Origin of the sequence: Sphingobacterium sp. Ag1, from assembly GCF_000988325.1 — a bacterium.
GTDB lineage: Bacteria > Bacteroidota > Bacteroidia > Sphingobacteriales > Sphingobacteriaceae > Sphingobacterium.
This window is the reverse complement of sequence record NZ_LBGU01000016.1, coordinates 1-17669: the sequence shown is the minus strand read 5'-3', so window position 1 is coordinate 17669 and position 17669 is coordinate 1. Positions and strand designations below refer to the sequence as shown.

General features: G+C 38.2%; 16 protein-coding genes and 1 tRNA gene. 14 read left to right on the top strand and 3 right to left on the bottom strand.

The features are described from left to right. Positions 1-18 precede the first annotated feature (18 nt). Positions 19-92: transfer RNA gene (locus AAW12_RS01445), tRNA-Pro, on the bottom strand. A 342-nt stretch (positions 93-434) separates the two neighbouring features. Here AAW12_RS01445 and rplS point away from each other — a divergent pair. From rplS to AAW12_RS01420, 5 genes are all read left to right on the top strand, one after another. Continuing rightward, positions 435-782 (top strand): 50S ribosomal protein L19, encoded by a 348-nt coding sequence (gene rplS / locus AAW12_RS01440; protein ID WP_046671854.1) that lies wholly within the window; start codon positions 435-437, stop codon positions 780-782. A 294-nt stretch (positions 783-1076) separates the two neighbouring features. After that, positions 1077-2162 carry a carbohydrate-binding family 9-like protein gene (locus AAW12_RS01435; protein ID WP_046671853.1) on the top strand — a complete coding sequence of 362 codons (1086 nt, stop codon included), beginning with the start codon at positions 1077-1079 and terminating at the stop codon, positions 2160-2162. Positions 2163-2285: 123 nt separating this feature from the next. After that, the gene (locus AAW12_RS01430; protein ID WP_046671852.1) at positions 2286-3896 is read left to right on the top strand and encodes a CTP synthase; all 1611 of its coding nucleotides are present in this window, start codon (positions 2286-2288) and stop codon (positions 3894-3896) included. Positions 3897-3935: 39 nt separating this feature from the next. Next, positions 3936-5762, top strand: coding sequence for a membrane protein insertase YidC (yidC, locus tag AAW12_RS01425; RefSeq protein WP_046671851.1), 1827 nt, complete (start codon positions 3936-3938; stop codon positions 5760-5762). Positions 5763-5880: 118 nt separating this feature from the next. Further along, entirely contained in the window at positions 5881-6666 is a 786-nt protein-coding gene (locus tag AAW12_RS01420) for an META domain-containing protein (RefSeq protein ID WP_046671850.1), read from the top strand. 115 nt (positions 6667-6781) lie between these two features. Here AAW12_RS01420 and AAW12_RS01415 read toward each other — a convergent pair whose 3' ends face one another. Further along, positions 6782-8131, bottom strand: coding sequence for an acyl-CoA dehydrogenase family protein (locus AAW12_RS01415; protein WP_197083955.1), 1350 nt, complete (start codon positions 8129-8131; stop codon positions 6782-6784). A 327-nt stretch (positions 8132-8458) separates the two neighbouring features. Between AAW12_RS01415 and AAW12_RS01410 the strand changes: the two genes are divergently transcribed. The 4 genes from AAW12_RS01410 to AAW12_RS01395 all read left to right on the top strand — a co-directional run bounded on the left by AAW12_RS01410 (position 8459) and on the right by AAW12_RS01395 (position 11157). After that, positions 8459-8683, top strand: coding sequence for a hypothetical protein (locus tag AAW12_RS01410; RefSeq protein ID WP_046671848.1), 225 nt, complete (start codon positions 8459-8461; stop codon positions 8681-8683). A gap of 147 nt (positions 8684-8830) precedes the next feature. Further along, positions 8831-9055 carry a hypothetical protein gene (locus AAW12_RS01405; RefSeq protein ID WP_046671847.1) on the top strand — a complete coding sequence of 75 codons (225 nt, stop codon included), beginning with the start codon at positions 8831-8833 and terminating at the stop codon, positions 9053-9055. A 125-nt stretch (positions 9056-9180) separates the two neighbouring features. Next, positions 9181-10530: an adenylosuccinate lyase gene (gene purB / locus AAW12_RS01400; protein WP_046671846.1), complete on the top strand. Its 1350-nt coding sequence runs from the start codon at positions 9181-9183 to the stop codon at positions 10528-10530. Between the two features lie 72 nt (positions 10531-10602). Next, positions 10603-11157, top strand: coding sequence for a NifU family protein (locus AAW12_RS01395; protein WP_046671845.1), 555 nt, complete (start codon positions 10603-10605; stop codon positions 11155-11157). Positions 11158-11279: 122 nt separating this feature from the next. On the opposite strand, the gene AAW12_RS01390 is transcribed toward AAW12_RS01395, so the two are convergent. Continuing rightward, entirely contained in the window at positions 11280-13697 is a 2418-nt protein-coding gene (locus AAW12_RS01390) for a glycoside hydrolase family 3 N-terminal domain-containing protein (RefSeq protein ID WP_084823037.1), read from the bottom strand. 169 nt (positions 13698-13866) lie between these two features. On the opposite strand from AAW12_RS01390, the gene AAW12_RS01385 reads away from it, so the two are divergent. The 5 genes from AAW12_RS01385 to AAW12_RS01365 are packed head-to-tail and all read left to right on the top strand — an operon-like array spanning position 13867 to position 17646. Then, positions 13867-14715 (top strand): transketolase, encoded by an 849-nt coding sequence (locus AAW12_RS01385; protein ID WP_046671843.1) that lies wholly within the window; start codon positions 13867-13869, stop codon positions 14713-14715. A 1-nt stretch (position 14716) separates the two neighbouring features. After that, positions 14717-15670 (top strand): transketolase family protein, encoded by a 954-nt coding sequence (locus AAW12_RS01380; RefSeq protein WP_046671842.1) that lies wholly within the window; start codon positions 14717-14719, stop codon positions 15668-15670. Between the two features lie 21 nt (positions 15671-15691). Beyond that, positions 15692-16237: an RNA polymerase sigma factor gene (locus AAW12_RS01375; RefSeq protein WP_046671841.1), complete on the top strand. Its 546-nt coding sequence runs from the start codon at positions 15692-15694 to the stop codon at positions 16235-16237. Between the two features lie 33 nt (positions 16238-16270). Next, positions 16271-17227, top strand: a complete 957-nt coding sequence (locus tag AAW12_RS01370; RefSeq protein ID WP_046671840.1) for a hypothetical protein — start codon at positions 16271-16273, stop codon at positions 17225-17227. Beyond that, a complete protein-coding gene (locus tag AAW12_RS01365; protein WP_231585177.1) occupies positions 17227-17646 on the top strand; it encodes a hypothetical protein in 420 nt (139 codons plus the stop codon). Before AAW12_RS01370 ends, AAW12_RS01365 begins: the two co-directional genes overlap by 1 nt. Positions 17647-17669 lie beyond the last annotated feature (23 nt).

Genomic DNA, 17669 nt, shown 5'->3' with positions numbered 1-17669 from the left:
AAGTTAGAGCTTTTCTAGTCGGGGTGGCAGGATTCGAACCTACGACCTCCACATCCCAAATGTGGCGCGATACCGGGCTACGCTACACCCCGAAAAGGTATCACCTTTTTTTTGTGTGGCACAAATATCGAATCATTTTTTGACTTTGTCAACACCCTATAGAAAATTAATCACTAAACAGCTGATTGATTGCATAATATTTTTATCAAAACAATATATTCTATTGAATTTAGCAATCAAAAACCCGCTCCATATAGTCTACAAAGGAATATTCAAAATATCTTTAGATTATCCATTTCATTTTCATATCTTTGCATCCGATTTGAATATCAGTCAATAGTTTTTTAAAAAAGTATTTTTATATTCAGAAAATAAGTCGTAATATTGCATTCCGATTTTTACAGGATATAAATCGTTAATAATTACTCGAAATCATGGATTTAGTAAAATTTGTAGAAGAACAAGCGGTAGTAAAGAATGAAATTCCCGCTTTCAAAGCTGGAGATACCATCAGCGTTCATTATAAAATTCGCGAAGGAAATAAAGAGCGTGTACAGGTGTACCAAGGTGTAGTAATTCAATTAAACAGCGAAGGTGCTAACGCTACTTTTACCGTTCGTAAAATCTCAAACGGTGTAGGTGTTGAACGTATTTTCCCTGTAAACTCACCAAACATTGAAAAAATTGAAGTAAACAGCTACGGTAAAGTTCGTCGCGCGAAATTATTCTATTTACGCGGCCTTACTGGTAAAGCTGCTCGTATTAAATCGAAAAGAATCTAATTACGACTACCACGGCATAAAAAAAGGCTTTGAAATCATTCAAAGCCTTTTTTTATGCCCTATCGCCCGTAGCTTCCAAAACGCAGGTCATACAAACCACTGCTTCTGTAATAAATTTAGGACAATTATATATTGTTTCCTAAAATCACACCCTCCTCTTTGCCGCGCTAAAACATTTTACTTACTTTTAGCTTCGTATCTGAAAGGTAGAATAGTAGATGATCACAATAGTAAAAAAATCCTAATTTTGTTCCATCTTCACTTTGCTGCCGTTAAAAATCAAACTGTATCTTGATGAGAATTATAGCTTTTATCCTTGCTTTTATAAGCTATCCGACCTTTACTTTTGCACAACGGAATCTGAATGAATTTCTTCAGTTACAGTCGCGCCCTGAAACCTATTATGTACACCCAGCAACAGATGCAATCACGATTGACGGAAAGGACGATGAGGCTTCCTGGTCAAAAGCGCCATGGACAGATTCTTTTAAGGATATTGAGGGATTAAATAAGCCTGTTCCTACTTTTAAGACGCAAGTCAAGATGCTTTGGGATAAAGAAAATCTTTATCTTTTTGCCAAGCTTCAAGAACCTCATATCAAAGGATATTTAAGACAGAAAGATACAATCATCTATCATGACAATGATTTTGAGATCTTTCTCAAGCCAAATCTATTCTCTCCGGAATATATAGAGATTGAAATAAATGCATTAAATACAGTTATGGATCTTTTGATGACTAAACCTTATCGCTTTGGCGGTAGGGCTAATCTAAATTGGGACACAAAAGATATTGAAACTGCAGTCTATCATGCCGGGTCCATCAACAATCCACAAGACAAGGATGAATTTTGGACTGTGGAAATGAAAATACCTGTAAAAAGTCTAAAATACTTTGGCGAAGGAAATCAGATCAAAGCAAATGAAACCTGGAAGATAAACTTCTCACGCGTTCAGTGGCATTATGACAATACCGAAACTATCTATAGCAAGAGAAAAGACAACAGGGGTAAGACGCTCGCGGAAGAAAACTGGGTATGGTCTCCAATCGGCCTCGTTAATATGCATTACCCTGAGCGATGGGGACATATAAAATTTGTTAACGACACAAACCATCAACCTATCGATGAGCAATTCCTCGCGCTCGAAAAAGTTACCTGGAATATCTTTTACCTGCAACAGATCTATCGAAACGATAAAAAACGCTATGCAACGTCAATTCAGGAGTTAAGCAAATTATATCCTGAAATTATAAATGAGCACAAAAATTATGAGATTGTATTTTCAAATAGTACTAATTTCTATCGTATTGAAATTAAGTCAAAAGCACAGCCTACACTAAAGACAACAATCGATAGCCAAGGTAACATCTATTTTTAATTTAATTATTCGAGCGATCTTCAATTCTGATTTTGAATAAAAATTGCTATCTTTGTATCCCGTACATAAAGCAACTATTATTGGTCATTTTGACCACATAAAATTGAAAATCCTTTAATTGTTATGACTAAATATATTTTTGTTACGGGCGGCGTTACTTCGTCGTTGGGGAAAGGTATTATTGCTGCCTCCCTTGCTAAACTTCTCCAAGCGCGTGGCTATAAAGTTACCATTCAAAAATTCGACCCTTACATTAACATCGACCCAGGAACATTAAATCCATATGAGCATGGAGAATGTTATGTTACGGAAGATGGTGCTGAAACAGACCTTGACTTAGGTCATTACGAGCGCTTCCTGAACGTCCCTACCTCACAAGCAAATAACGTCACGACAGGACGCATCTATCAACACGTTATCCAACAAGAACGTGAAGGTGCCTATTTAGGAAAAACCGTTCAAGTCATTCCTCATATCACAGATGAGATAAAACGCAGAATGCAACTCTTGGGTGAGTCTGGTGAATATGATATTATCATCACTGAATTGGGTGGAACCGTGGGTGATATTGAATCCTTACCATTTGTGGAAGCTGTAAGACAACTTCGCTGGGAATTAGGAGCCAATAATTCGCTGGTTATCCATTTGACTTTAGTCCCTTATCTGGCTGCTGCTGGTGAGCTTAAAACTAAACCTACGCAACATTCAGTAAAAACATTATTGGAATACGGTGTACAACCTGATATTCTAGTATGCCGTACTGAACATAAATTATCACAGGAAATCCGTAAAAAATTAGCGCAATTCTGTAATGTCAACATCAACGCCGTCGTAGAGTCTATCGATGCATCAACAATTTATGATGTGCCTTTATTGATGCTGAAGGAGAATCTTGATAAAACAGCATTAACCAAACTAAAACTTTCCAACAAAAATGAGCCTGATCTAGAAAATTGGAAGAACTTCCTTGGCAAGCTCAAAAACCCAACTAGTGAAGTTAATATTGCCTTAGTCGGAAAATATGTTGAACTACCAGATGCTTACAAATCCATTATCGAAGGATTTATCCATGCAGGTGCGACAAATGAATGTAAAGTAAAAGTAAGTTATATTGCAGCTGAAAGTGTTACCAAGGAAAATGTCGCTGAAAAGTTAAAAGGCATGGACGGTGTTTTGGTTGCTCCAGGATTCGGCGAACGCGGTTTGGACGGTAAGTTAAATGCTATTCAATATGTACGTGAGAACAATATTCCGTTCTTTGGCATTTGCTTAGGTATGCAATGTTCGGTCATCGAGTTCGGAAGAAACGTATTGGGTCTGAAAGACGCTAATAGTTTCGAGATGGATGCCACTACGAGCAATCCGGTCATCAATTTGATGGAAGAACAAAAAAATATCACCAATATGGGCGGTACAATGCGTTTAGGGGCTTACGACTGTGAAATTAAAAAAGGAACTAAGGCCTTTGCCATCTATGGTAAAACAAAAATTTCTGAAAGACACCGTCACCGTTATGAATTTAACAATGACTATTTAAAACAATATGAAGCAGCTGGAATGATTGCTTCAGGATTCAATCCGGAGACTGGATTAGTTGAAATTGTCGAATTGAAAAACCATCCATTTTTCGTTGCCGGACAATTTCATCCAGAATTAAAGTCAACTGTTGCAAATCCTCACCCACTTTTTGTTAGCTTTGTAGCCGCTGCTTTGGCCAACAAAAAATCAAAGTAGTAATAGAAGGATACGATTAATTAAGTTTAATTATTAAAAATGGATAGAAATACCCTAATTGGTTTGGTCCTGATGTTTGCTATCATCACTGGTTCTTTTTACCTGATGAAGCCTTCAGAATCAGAAATCAAACAAGAAAAAGCGAGGCAAGAAGCTAAAGCGCGTACCGAAAAAGGACTGCCTGCCGAAAGTGACTCTACCGCTAAAGCCAAAGCAGCACAAACAGCAGTGATTGCTGATTCGGCAGAACTGAAAAAGCCTTTTGGCGCGACAAAATTTGGAACGGAGAAAGTCATTACGATTGAAAACGAGAAAATCATTGCCAAAATCAGTACAAAAGGCGCCAAGGTTCAATCCGTAGAACTAAAAGGTGAAAAGAATTTCAATGGAAAACCGTTGATGCTTTTTGATGGCGACGACAACAAGTTTGGTTTTCAATTTAACGCAGCTGGTCAAAATGTGTCAACAAATGATTTATACTTCAGTACAGAGTCTTCGGATATCCAAGTTTCTGCTGAAGGTAAACAGTCTGTGAAATTCCGACTAAATTACAGTGCCGATCAATATATTGAATATGTGTACTCGATTGCTGGAAAAGGCTATAATGTTGGACTGGACATTAACACAAAAGGAATACAGAATTTAATTCCGCAGAGTCAAAAAACGTTGACCCTGAACTGGAACACTACGCTGAGACAGAAAGAGCAAAACATAGAATCTGAAAGACAGAAATCTACCCTGTATTATAAAGAAGATAATAAAGTAGATCACCTTTCCGAATCAAAAGATGCAGATGAAGCATTGGAGAAAAAAGTACAATGGATTGCATTCAAGCAGCATTACTTCTCTAGTATCCTAAGCACTAAAGATGGTTTTGTCAATGCAAAAGTGGATGTAAAACATGCGTCAGAAACCGACATTGTCAAATTCTATAACACAAACGCGGAATTAGCATTTGATAATCATAAGGACAATAATTATTCCCTAAACTTCTTCTTTGGACCAAATCAATACAATGTATTGAAAGCCGAGGGAAATGACTATCAATCGATTATCAATATGGGTTGGGGACCTATGCGTTGGATCAACCAATGGATTACAGTACCTGTATTTAACTTCCTGGATGGTTTCCATATGAGCTATGGTATCGTTATCCTTTTATTGACATTGATGTTGAAATTGATTCTTTCGCCAATGACCTACAAGTCTTATGTCTCTATGGCGAAAATGCGCGTATTAAAACCGCAGCTGGATGAAATCAAAGCAAAAGTAGGTGAAGACAATCAAATGTTGATGCAACAGGAGCAAATGAAACTGTACAAACAGGTTGGCGTGAATCCACTTGGTGGATGTCTTCCGCTTGTCTTACAGATGCCATTTACCATTGCGTTCTTCTACTTCTTTCCAAATTTATTTGAATTGAGAGGACAGAGCTTCCTCTTTATGAAGGACATGTCAACCTATGATACGCTATTTACATTTGCCCCTATTTTTGGATCATTCAACCACATCTCTTTGATGTGTATCTTGATGACATTAACAACATTGTTAACGACTTGGTATAACAACGCTACATCTGGCGCTACAGGGCAAATGAAATATATGGGCTATATCATGCCTTTGATTTTCTTCTTTGTTTTGAATAGCTTCCCGGCAGGTTTGAACTACTACTATTTCTTAAGTGCGTTATTTACGTTCTTGACTCAGTTGGTTATTCGCACCATGGTGAATGATGAAAAAATCTTGGCTAAATTGGAGGAAAATAAAAAGAATCCTAAAGCGGATAAAAAATCGAGCTTCCAAACAAAAATGGAAGAAATGATGCGTGCACAACAGCAAGCACAACAAAATAAAAACAAATCGTAAGATTTATTCTACTGATAAAGAAGGCTTCCAAATTGGAAGCCTTTTTTGTTTGTGAACTTTTGTAGCACTTTGTCAAACCAAACGTTAAAAAAGGTGTTAATAGGTTAAAATTTAAAATATGAACTTTAAAAACATCGCCATATTGGCCATCTTAAGCGTTGGTCTTGGAAGTTGCTCCGTAATCAAGAAGAACGCGAATGAGCAGAAGGCAGACAGTAGCCAATCGTCAGTAATTGGAAAAAAATGGCAATTGATCGAAATCAATGGACAGCCTGTAGCGGATCAGATCAATGGCAAAATGCCTTACCTCCAGCTGGACGAAAAAAGTTATAGTGCAAGTGGAGGATGTAATGGCATCGGTGGGGAATTGACTTTATCAAAGAATGGAAAGGTTAAATTTGCTCAGGGTATGTCTACGATGATGGCCTGTCCGGATATGTCTATTGAACAAGCCCTATCCAAAAACCTGATTGCTGCAGATAATTATACCGTTAAGGATGGTATTCTTAGTCTGAACAAAGCGAAAATGGCTCCCCTGGCAAAATTTAAGTTGATTCAGGAGAATAAGCAACAACTTAGCGGAACTTGGGAGCTTGATTATATATCCGGCCCACGGATAGCTTTCGACGGCCTATATCCCAATCGTAAACCAACCATGATATTTGATGCATCCAGTGGTAAAGTAAACGGAAATAGCAGCTGCAATAACTACAATATGACATTTAAAACGAATGGAAACACCATTAATTTTGGCCCCATTATGTCGACAAAAATGGCCTGCGAAGGTAATGGTGAAGCAACCTTCTTTTCGACCTTAGAAAAGGTAAATACCTTTAGCATAAGCGAGAATACGTTGACATTTATCATGGGAGATATTGCTATTATGCGATTCAAACGGAAATAAAAAAATTAGCTTTTTGCTCCAAATGAAGTAAAAAGGGCGTTGTTACGAAACAAGGCCCTTTTTATGTATTAAGCGATATTTGGCGACAGGATTGGAAAGACCAGCCAGATCCCCCCTAAACAAAGGCACTGAATCCAGTTATACTTCTGCCAACAATGAGTGAATTGATTTCCTTTGTTCCCTCATAGGAATAAATTGCTTCAGCATCGGCCAAAAACCGTGCGACATTATATTCCAACAGAATACCGTTTCCGCCCATAACCTCTCGAGCCTTGGAAACAATATCTCTCGTACGTAAAGAACAGAAGACTTTGGCCAACGAGGCATGTTCATCTCTTAGCTCACCCTTATCCTGTAATTCAGATAATCTGAAGACAAGCGTTTGCATGGCCGTTAAATTGGACAACATTTCAACCAGGTGATTTTGAATAAGCTGAAAAGAAGCGATTGGTTTACCAAATTGCTTTCTTTTACGTGTATAATCCAAGGCATTTTCATAGGCACCTCGCGCACATCCTACAGCCATCCAAGCGACACCTGCTCGCGTCATTTGAAGAACCTTTCCCGTATCTTTAAAGGAACTTGCATGTTGCAGGCGATCACTTTCTGGAACAATACAATTCGATAAGGTAATAAGACCATTCTGTACAATACGCAAAGCCATTTTATCTTTAATTTTTTCTACGGAAAAACCTGGGTTATCTTTTCGTACGATAAAACCTTTAACCTCTCCATCATCAAGATCCCTAGCCCAAATAATGGTGATATCCGAAAAGGTGGAGTTCCCGATCCATTTTTTCTGACCATTTAACACCCAGCCTTCGGCGGTCTTCTTACAGGTTGTGGTCAATCCGCCCGCTGCTCCCGACCCTACTTCGGGTTCGGTTAGACCAAAAGCACCAATCACTTGCATTTTCTGCATGTTGGGCAACCACTCCTGTTTTTGTTCTTCGGATCCACAAATATAAATTGATCCCATGGCCAAACCACTCTGTACACCAAAGAAGGTTGCAACAGATGCGTCGACACGAGCTATCTCGGCCGCTATGATTCCTTCCATTAAAGAACTCCCCCCCATACAGCCATACCCATCATAGGTATAGCCACAAATATTTAAAGCGGCTAGTTTCGGTATAATTTCAAACGGAAATTCATCTCTTAACCAATATTTATTGACAATTGGCTTGACTTCGGTCTCCATAAATTCCCTCACCTTCAATTGCAATGCGCGGTCTGAATCGTTTAATTTACTATCCATAGCATAGAAATCACCATTAATAGGCGGTAATTCCTTTTTTTCTTTTCCTGCACTCAGCATTTTCATTAAACCATGCAGCTGCTTATCATCCATTTTTGATACGGCATCCATTACTGCTCCCAAATCCACTTTCTTCGATATTTCCTCCAATTTGCCAAAGTCTATTGATTTTGCCAAATCCATTATATTCTTTACTTTATCAAACATAATTGCAATTTCTTTTTAAGTGTTTACTTCTTAAAATAAGAAAAATAATCGAAAATTGTTTGGAAACGGCATGATACAAATTGACAATATGGAATTCTCCGGTAAATAAACGAATGGACAGCAACTTACCTTATATCGCACGATATCTTATCAATAAAATATTGGAATCAGGGAAGTTTCGAATAAAATAAACAACTATAAAACACTTAAAAACAACCTGTTAATAATATTTTCAAAAAAATATTATTTTTTGGGTTACCTTTTTTGGTTACGTGTATTAAGAGATGAAAAAGAAAATTATTTCAATTTAAATTAGAAAATTAGAAAATGAAAAACGCATTAAAATTCGGTTTCTTAGGTTTAGCTTTAACTGTAGCTTTCGCATCTTGTAACAATTCAGAGAAAAAAGCTGAAGGTGCTGCAGATTCAGCTTCTGCTTTAGTTGATTCAGCTGCTAACACATTAGATTCAGCTGCTACTAAAGTTGATTCAGCTGCTGCTAAAGTTGATTCAGCTGCTGCTAAAGTTGATTCAGCTGCTACTAAAAAATAATTTAGGACTGAATAGAGCTTTTGGAAGGCCTTTTTTACGAAAGGCCTTTCTTTTTTTTTCAAAAAAAGAAATACCGGGGTTACCTTTTTTGTTTAATGGTATTAACTCCTAAATAACAAGATTTAAAAATATTTTAATTTTAATAAAATGAAAAACGCATTCAAATTCGGTTTCTTAGGTTTAGCTTTAACATTGGCTTTCGCATCATGTGGTGAAACTGCTAAAAAAACTGACGCTGCTACTGATTCAGCTAACGTTGCTTTAGATTCAGCTAACACTCAATTGGATTCAGCAAAAACTGCTGTAGATTCAGCAAAATCTGCTGTAGATTCAGCTGCTGCTAAAGTTGATTCAACTAAAGCTGCTCACTAATTCTCTGAAAAGAATTTACACCGTATAGAAAGCTTCCTTCAACAAGGAGGCTTTTTTTATATCTACACCAATTAAATTGCTAAGCTCCAAGCATTTTTTTACCTTTGCCAAAAATCATTCAATCTATGGCTTTATCATCTTTAACAGCAGTTACGCCTATTGACGGACGCTATTACAATAATACTAATGAACTTTCAGCATTTTTTTCCGAATTTGCTTTAATCAAATATCGTGTACGCGTAGAAGTCGAATATTTTATTGCATTAAGCGATTCTGGTATCGCTCAATTGCAACAGTTTGACAAAACACTAAATGAAAAATTACGGGATATCTATAGGAATTTTTCTGAAGAAGATGCCATTTGGATCAAAAACACAGAGAAAGTTACGAACCATGATGTTAAAGCTGTTGAGTATTTTCTAAAAGATCAATTTGAAAAATTAGAATTACAGGACTACCTTGAATTCATTCATTTTGGTTTGACTTCACAAGATATCAATAATACAGCCATTCCACTTTCCTGGAAAGAAGCAATTAAAGAGAGTTATACACCTGCAATCGAAGAATTGCTTCATGAATTGAAATCTTTGGCAACTTCGTGGTCAGAAATCCCGATGTTGGCACGTACCCATGGACAGCCAGCATCTCCAACTCGTTTGGGCAAAGAGTTCTATGTTTTCATTGAACGTATTGAACGTCAATTGCAACTATTACATCAAGTACCGTATTCAGCTAAATTTGGTGGTGCGACTGGTAATTTTAATGCACATCACGTTGCATATCCAGCGACAAATTGGATCGATTTTGGAAATAATTTCGTCAACAATATCTTGGGCTTAGACCGTTCACAAACGACCACGCAAATTGAGCACTACGATAACTTTGCGGCAAGTTGTGACGCCTTAAAACGGATCAACAATATTGTCATCGATTTATGCCGTGACATTTGGACATATATTTCGATGGAATATTTTAAACAAAAAATTACTGCCGGTCAAATCGGTTCTTCGGCTATGCCACATAAAGTCAACCCGATTGACTTTGAAAATGCAGAAGGAAATTTAGGTATTGCAAATGCAATTTTCGAGCACCTTTCAGCGAAGTTACCTGTTTCCCGTCTTCAACGGGATTTAACAGATTCTACGGTATTACGTAATATTGGTGTTCCATTTGCACATACCCTAATTGCTATTAAATCAACTTTGAGAGGGTTACGCAAATTGATCTTAAACGAACAGGCGTTGGCCAATGACCTGGAAAATAATTGGGCTGTTGTTGCAGAAGCACTACAAACTATATTAAGAAGGGAAGGCTATCCTAAGCCGTATGAAGCTTTAAAAGACCTAACACGTACCAACACACATGTTACGAAAGAAACGATAGCGACATTTGTCGATAATCTAAATGTATCAGCGGAAGTTAAGGCGGAACTAAAAGCAATCAGTCCTTCGAACTACACAGGTATTACTTTATAAGCTTTTACTTATAGATGACCTTAAGAAAGCTTCTTTTGACCTATATTTGCTTGGAATAAAAATAGATAATACATGGCTACGATTAACGTATATACAGAGTCTACACCCAATCCTTCTACAATGAAGTTCTTGGTCAACAAATTGTTGATCAACGGTAGTGTAGATTATCCAAATAAAGAAGCAGCACAAGATTCACCGTTTGCACTTGAATTATTCAAATTTAACTTTGTCAATGGGGTATTTTTTGCAAGTAACTTCGTGACCATTACCAAAACTGAAGATGCGGAATGGGAAGACATTGAAGCTTTGCTAAAAGACTTTGTAAAAGGTGCTGTAGAGTCTGAACTTGCTGTAAAAACGGTACACCACGATACAGAGGTTAATTTTGAAGGGACTGAAACTGAAGTGAAGATACAAAAAGTATTACATGATTATGTGAGACCTGCTGTTGAACAAGATGGTGGAGCAATCCATTATAAATCCTTCAACGAAGGTATTGTGACAGTTGAACTAAAAGGTTCTTGCAGTGGTTGTCCATCTTCGACGATCACATTAAAAGCAGGAATTGAGGGATTGTTGAAACGCATGGTTCCAGAAGTGACTGAAGTAGTGGCAGAGGCCATGTAATCACAGCTATTTGATACAATAAAAAAGGATTCAGCAAATAGGTTTTGCTGAATCCTTTTTTTATCCCCTAGTCCTAAGAAAGGACTGCCATCCGTCATCTATGTGGTCTGGCAATTTTAAACCTAATTGACCACTTCAAATGAATCCTTAAGCGGAAGATTGACAGAAGAATTACCGATAAATAGTTCAAATTTGCCGGGTTCAACTGTCCAGTTATTGTGCTGATCCAAAAGTTCCAGGTGGGCCGGTAGTATCGTAAACCGTATGGTCCTTTTTTCCCCTGGATTAAGTTCAATTTTTTCAAACCCACGTAAATCCATTTCATAAGTTGTTACTGAAGACAGCACATCTTTGATATACAGCTGAACAACTTCGGCCCCCTTCCTCTTTCCTATGTTTTCAACATCAACCGTAACTGTGAGGGAATCTGATGGTCTGATCTGTTTCTTCGTGAGTTGTAAATTTGAAAAACTAAAATCTGTGTAGCTTAATCCATATCCAAAAGGGTATAAAAAGCCAACAACCCGACTGTTTCCCCACCCATTGGGTCCGACCCCGGGTTGCCCCGCCTGTGCAGCGGGCTTGGTCGGAAAATTCATTTCAACCTGTCCTACAGACTTTGGAAATGAAATGGGCAATTTTCCACTAGGGCTATACCCTCCAAACAGCATTTCGGCAAGAACATTTCCCGACTGATTACTAAGAAACCAACTCTCCACAATTGCAGGTAGATACTTATTTTCCCAATTGACAGTAAGTGGGCGACCATTGACAAGTACCAGCACAATAGGTTTACCTGTTTCTTTCAATTTTATTAAATAGTCGCGTTGCTTGCCTGGCAAATTTAAATCTGATCGCGACCGACTTTCACCGACTTCTCGCTCTGATTCGCCCATTACTGCTATGATCAGATCAGATTCGTTACCGAGACGAACACCTTCGGCCATCTTTTCCAGCTCCTCGCCGGACAAGTCTGTTGGAATAATCTCACTCTCAGGCCAGTTTTTATCCACGACATCTACACCTTTGGTATAATCAACCCGAAGTGCCTTTGTTTTTCCATAGTTTATAATCCCATCTTTGATGGTTGTGATTGGGTTATTGGAAGGTCCATAGCGACTTGTCGTATAATTTGTTGCTTCTGCCATTGGTCCCGTAACCAAAATTCGTTTGTATTTATTCACGTCTATTGGAAGAAGATGCTGTTCATTTTTCAACAGCACAATAGATTCCTTATTCATTTGAAGTGATACTTCTTCATCTGCGGGGGTATGCACCTTTTTATCGGCTATCGCTATATCTTCTCTCAATGGATGATCAAATAAACCCAGTTTAAATTTCACGGTCAGGACTTCGCGAACCCGCTGATCCAATATTTTGGTATCCAGCCCTCCTTCCTCTATTAGTTCCATTAGTGGCGTTAGATATGTACTCGGTGGATCAAAATTTGTCCGCACATTCAAACCCGCCTCCAATGCCTGTTTAATAGCCTCCTTATAGTTTGCAGCAACATGGTGTTTATTGTAAATAAACTCTAGAGCCTCACTGTCGGACACCACATACCCTTCAAACCCATAATCTTTGCGGAGTAAGTCCTGCAAAAAATAACTACTGGCAGATACAGGCACGCCATCATAATCATTATAACTACTCATAATTCCTAAAGGTTTGGCTTCCTTTATGACCCTCTTAAATGGATAGAGGTGAAGCGAATGCATCTCACGAAAGCCAACATGCGGATCCGTTCGTGCATTGCCATCTCTTCCACCTTTGGGCACAGAATAGACCGCATAATGTTTCAACGTGGAGGCGACACCATTTTCTTGAATCCCTAAAACAACTTGTTTCCCCATTTCGACAATATGAAACGGATCTTCCCCATAGGTTTCAACCACTCTTCCCCAGCGCGGATCTCTAGAAACGTCAAGAATAGGGGTATAAACATTTGTATAGCCAAGATACTTGGCTTCCCTACCAATTATATCACCAGCTTTACGTACCAGCGCAGTATTCCATGTACTTCCAATATTGATTGGTGCCGGCAAGGAGGTAGCCCGATCATGGTTGAGTCCATGAATTCCTTCATTGGTAAAATCAACCGGAATACCAAGTCGTGTATTTTCCACAAACCATCGTTGAACATTATTTAAGGCTTGAGCGTGGCGGCTGAAGGGATACGAAAATGAACTTTTTGCCGACTTATTATAAGCTAAGCTATTCAACATTTCGTCCATATTGGCCAAGCCGTATTTCCAAATCTCTTTGTCCCAAGCGGCAGTGGGCTGTTCATCCTTCAAAACCCGCCCATAACCGTAAAGTGTGACAGTCTGATTGGCCTTTTCTTGAACAGTCATTTGACGCAACAGGTCCTCCACACGACTGGCTATTTTCTGATTGCGGTCTTCATAAATATCCTTTTTTCCATTTTTGTTAAAGTCAATCCAATCCTTATGGTAAATGTTGATGTGCTGGGCAGAAGAACGCAAATAAAGGGTTGAGAGCGCTGAAATAATTAGGCAGCTTTTGAGTTGATTAAGCATTATGCTGAAAATTGTTGGTTTTATAAAGTGAAGCAAGGTACAAAAAAATAAAAATCCGCGGATGAAACACATCGACAATCTGGAATAAGTCAATATAAATTCATTTTTTAACAAGCATCTAGATTAAAAATAGTTAACTTTACGACCAATTGTGAAACCAACAAAAAAAATGAGTGCAGATATTAACAAACTAGAACAAATTGCATCACAGGTAAGACGTGATATCGTACGTATGGTACACGCTTGTCAATCAGGACACCCAGGTGGTTCGTTAGGTTGTACAGACTACTTTGTGGCGCTTTATTTCAATGCAATGAAACGCAATCCTTCCTTTGACATGGATGGAAAAGGAGAAGATTTATTCTTCCTGTCCAATGGACACATCTCTCCTGTATTTTACAGTACATTGGCACATGCGGGATATTTTGAAGTGAGCGAATTAGCAACGTTCAGAAAAATCAATTCCAGACTTCAAGGTCACCCAACAACCCACGAAGGTCTTCCAGGTATTCGTATTGCATCGGGATCATTGGGCCAAGGATTATCTGTTGCAATTGGAGCCGCACAGGCAAAAAAATTGAATAAAGACAATAATCTAGTTTATGTATTAATGGGTGATGGCGAATTGCAGGAAGGTCAAGTTTGGGAAGCTGCAATGTACGCACCACACAATAAAATCGACAATTTAATTGCTACTGTTGACTATAACAAAGCACAAATTGACGGATCTACAGATCAAGTATTATCTCTTGGGGATCTTCGTGCAAAATGGGAAGCATTTGGCTGGGATGTGATGGAAATTGCTAAAGGCAATGACATGAATGCTGTTGTTGCAGGTTTAGCAGAAGCTAAATCACGCACAGGAAAAGGTAAACCAGTCATTATTCTGATGCATACTGAAATGGGTAACGGTGTTGATTTTATGATGGGTTCTCATAAATGGCATGGTGTTGCTCCAAATGACGAACAATTGGCGTCGGCATTGAATCAGCTTACAGAAACTTTAGGAGATTACTAGAATGAAAAAATATACTTATACAGAGTCAAAAGATACACGTTCAGGATTTGGTGCGGGGTTACTAGAAGCAGGAAAGCAAGATGAGAATGTAGTTGCATTATGTGCTGATTTAATCGGTTCGTTAAAAATGAACGATTTTATCAAAGAATTTCCAGAACGTTTTTTCCAAATCGGTATCGCGGAAGCTAATATGATGGGGATTGCTGCCGGACTTACGATCGGTGGTAAAATACCATTCACAGGTACATTCGCAAATTTCTCAACAGGACGTGTTTATGATCAGATTCGCCAATCGATTGCATACTCGGACAAAAATGTAAAAATTGCAGCGTCGCATGCTGGCCTAACCTTAGGTGAAGATGGTGCAACTCACCAAATATTAGAAGATATCGGCTTGATGAAAATGTTGCCAGGAATGACAGTGATCAATCCTTGTGATTTCAATCAAACAAAAGCCGCTACAATTGCAGCAGCAAAATATGAGGGACCAGTTTATTTGCGTTTTGGCCGTCCCGTAGTTCCTAACTTCACTCCTGCTGATCAAGAATTTGTGATTGGTAAGGCGGTATTATTAAATGAAGGAACGGATGTTACGATCATTGCTACAGGTCATTTAGTATGGGAAGCTATCCAAGCTGGTGAAAAATTAGCTGAGTTAGGTATCAACGCTGAAATTATCAATATCCATACCATTAAACCTTTGGATGAAGAAGCTATTTTAAAATCTGTTGCGAAAACCAAATGTGTTGTAACGGCGGAAGAGCATAATCGTCTTGGCGGTTTGGGTGATAGCGTTGCTCAAGTGTTAACAAGAGAGTTACCTACTCCACAAGAGTACGTTGCAGTAAATGATAGTTTTGGAGAATCAGGTACTCCTGCTCAATTGATGGAAAAATACGGTTTGAATGCTGCGGCTATTGTGGCTGCGGTTCAAAAAGTAATCAAAAGAAAATAACAAAACTACGCAAGTCAATATATGGATGACGCTTTAATTATAGCAAAATTCGCCGAAGAGAGTACGCGAGAAGAAGCTTTCCGTTTATTGTTGAAGAAATATCAACAGAAGATTTATTGGCATGTGCGAAGAATGGTCATCGATCATGACGATGCGGACGATGTTGTTCAAGATATCTTTGTGAAAGTATGGAAAAACCTTGGGAATTTCCGTGAAGACTCACAATTATACACTTGGCTTTATCGTATCGCAACAAATGAATGTATTACCTTCTTAAATAAGAAAAAGCAAAAGCAGAACGTGTCGTTGGATGACGACACGACTGCTTATTTGGCAGAAACGCTTGCTGATGGCAATTATTTTAATGGTGATAAAGCTCAAATGAAATTACAACAGGCTTTGTTGACTTTGCCAGAAAAGCAAAAATTGGTCTTCAATATGAAATATTTTGAAGACATGAAATACGAAGAAATTTCAGAAGTACTCGGAACAAGTGTCGGAGCGCTTAAAGCCTCTTATCATTTAGCTGTCAAAAAAATAGAGGCATTTTTTAACAACAACGATTAAACCTTTTAGCGAAATTAGGTTCTAACAGATACTATGAAGGAAAATGGCACATATCATGATGGGCTGGAGCCTACAAATCTTCCAGCATCGTTGCGTGAAAATCCATTTGGCTTACCTGAAAATTATTTCAGTGATTTAGAATCAAAAATAATTACGCAAGTCAAATTGGTTGAATGCAAGGAAGAATCCATCTTTGAGGTTCCAGAAGGATATTTTAATAGCTTATCTGACGCCATAATGTGTAAAGTTGCGGAAGATAGTTTAAAAAATCAGGTTACTACAGACGGCTTTGAAATTCCTGAAAATTATGCTTCCGAACTATCTTCAACTATCTTCAACCGAATTTTAGAAGACAAATTAAAAGAAACGATTGCATCGGATGGCTTTACCATGCCTTCTGCTTATAATCAAACCCTTGAAGACTCCATCTTCGCCCATTTAGCTGAAGAGAAATTGAAGGAAACAGTTCCAACAGACGGTTTTACAGTTCCTGTCGGCTACGAAGAAATAGTTGAATCGACAATTTTTGCTCGTATTGCTGAAGAAAAATTAAAAGAAACGGTTGTGACTGCGGGTTTTGCTGTACCACAACATTATTTTGAGATTCTTTCGGACAGCATCATTGATCGTGTTCAAATGCTTGAAAAGGATAATACACCGATCCGTCAGATTGGGAAACCTAAAAAATGGTACGCTCGTTATGCGGTTGCGGCATCCTTTGCGGCTATGTTGAGTGTAGGCGGATATTGGGGTTATCAATATCAACAGCAAAATACGACTCCTGTAGAATCTGTTGCAGAAAAGCAGTTAAGCCAGCATTTGTCAGAAATTCCCAAGCAGGAAATCATTAATTACCTTGCGGAGTCAGCTTCTGGTGACGATATGATCTATATGGCCCAGTATACTGACGAAGCAAATCTCCCTACTAAGGGATTTGGAAGTAATATATCTAAACAAGAAATAGAAGATTATCTAAATTATACCTTATAATGATGTTCAATAAAAAATACATATGGATAACATTGTTCTTTAGTATATTTTCTATTGCCTTGGGCTTTGCGCAAGACAAAAATCGATTTCAAGCTATAGAAAATGAAAAAATAGCTTACATTACTAAAGAACTGGATTTAACTCCGAGAGAGGCTCAGCAATTCTTCCCGCTCTATAATGAGTACAGCCAAACACTTTGGGATATCAGGAAAGAAAAATTGAATGGTGCACCAAAAAATAGTTTTAGAGGTGGTTCCAGAGACGTCTTACAGTATGATGCTAAAGAAGTGGAGATCAAAAAAGAATACCGGGCTAAATTTGCCAAAGTTATTGGCAATGCGCGGGCATCGCAATTTTTTGAGGTGGAGCAGGAATTCAGGGAACATCTATACAAATCCCTGCAGAATAGAAGAAAATAATCCCGAAAATAAAAAAGAAGTCT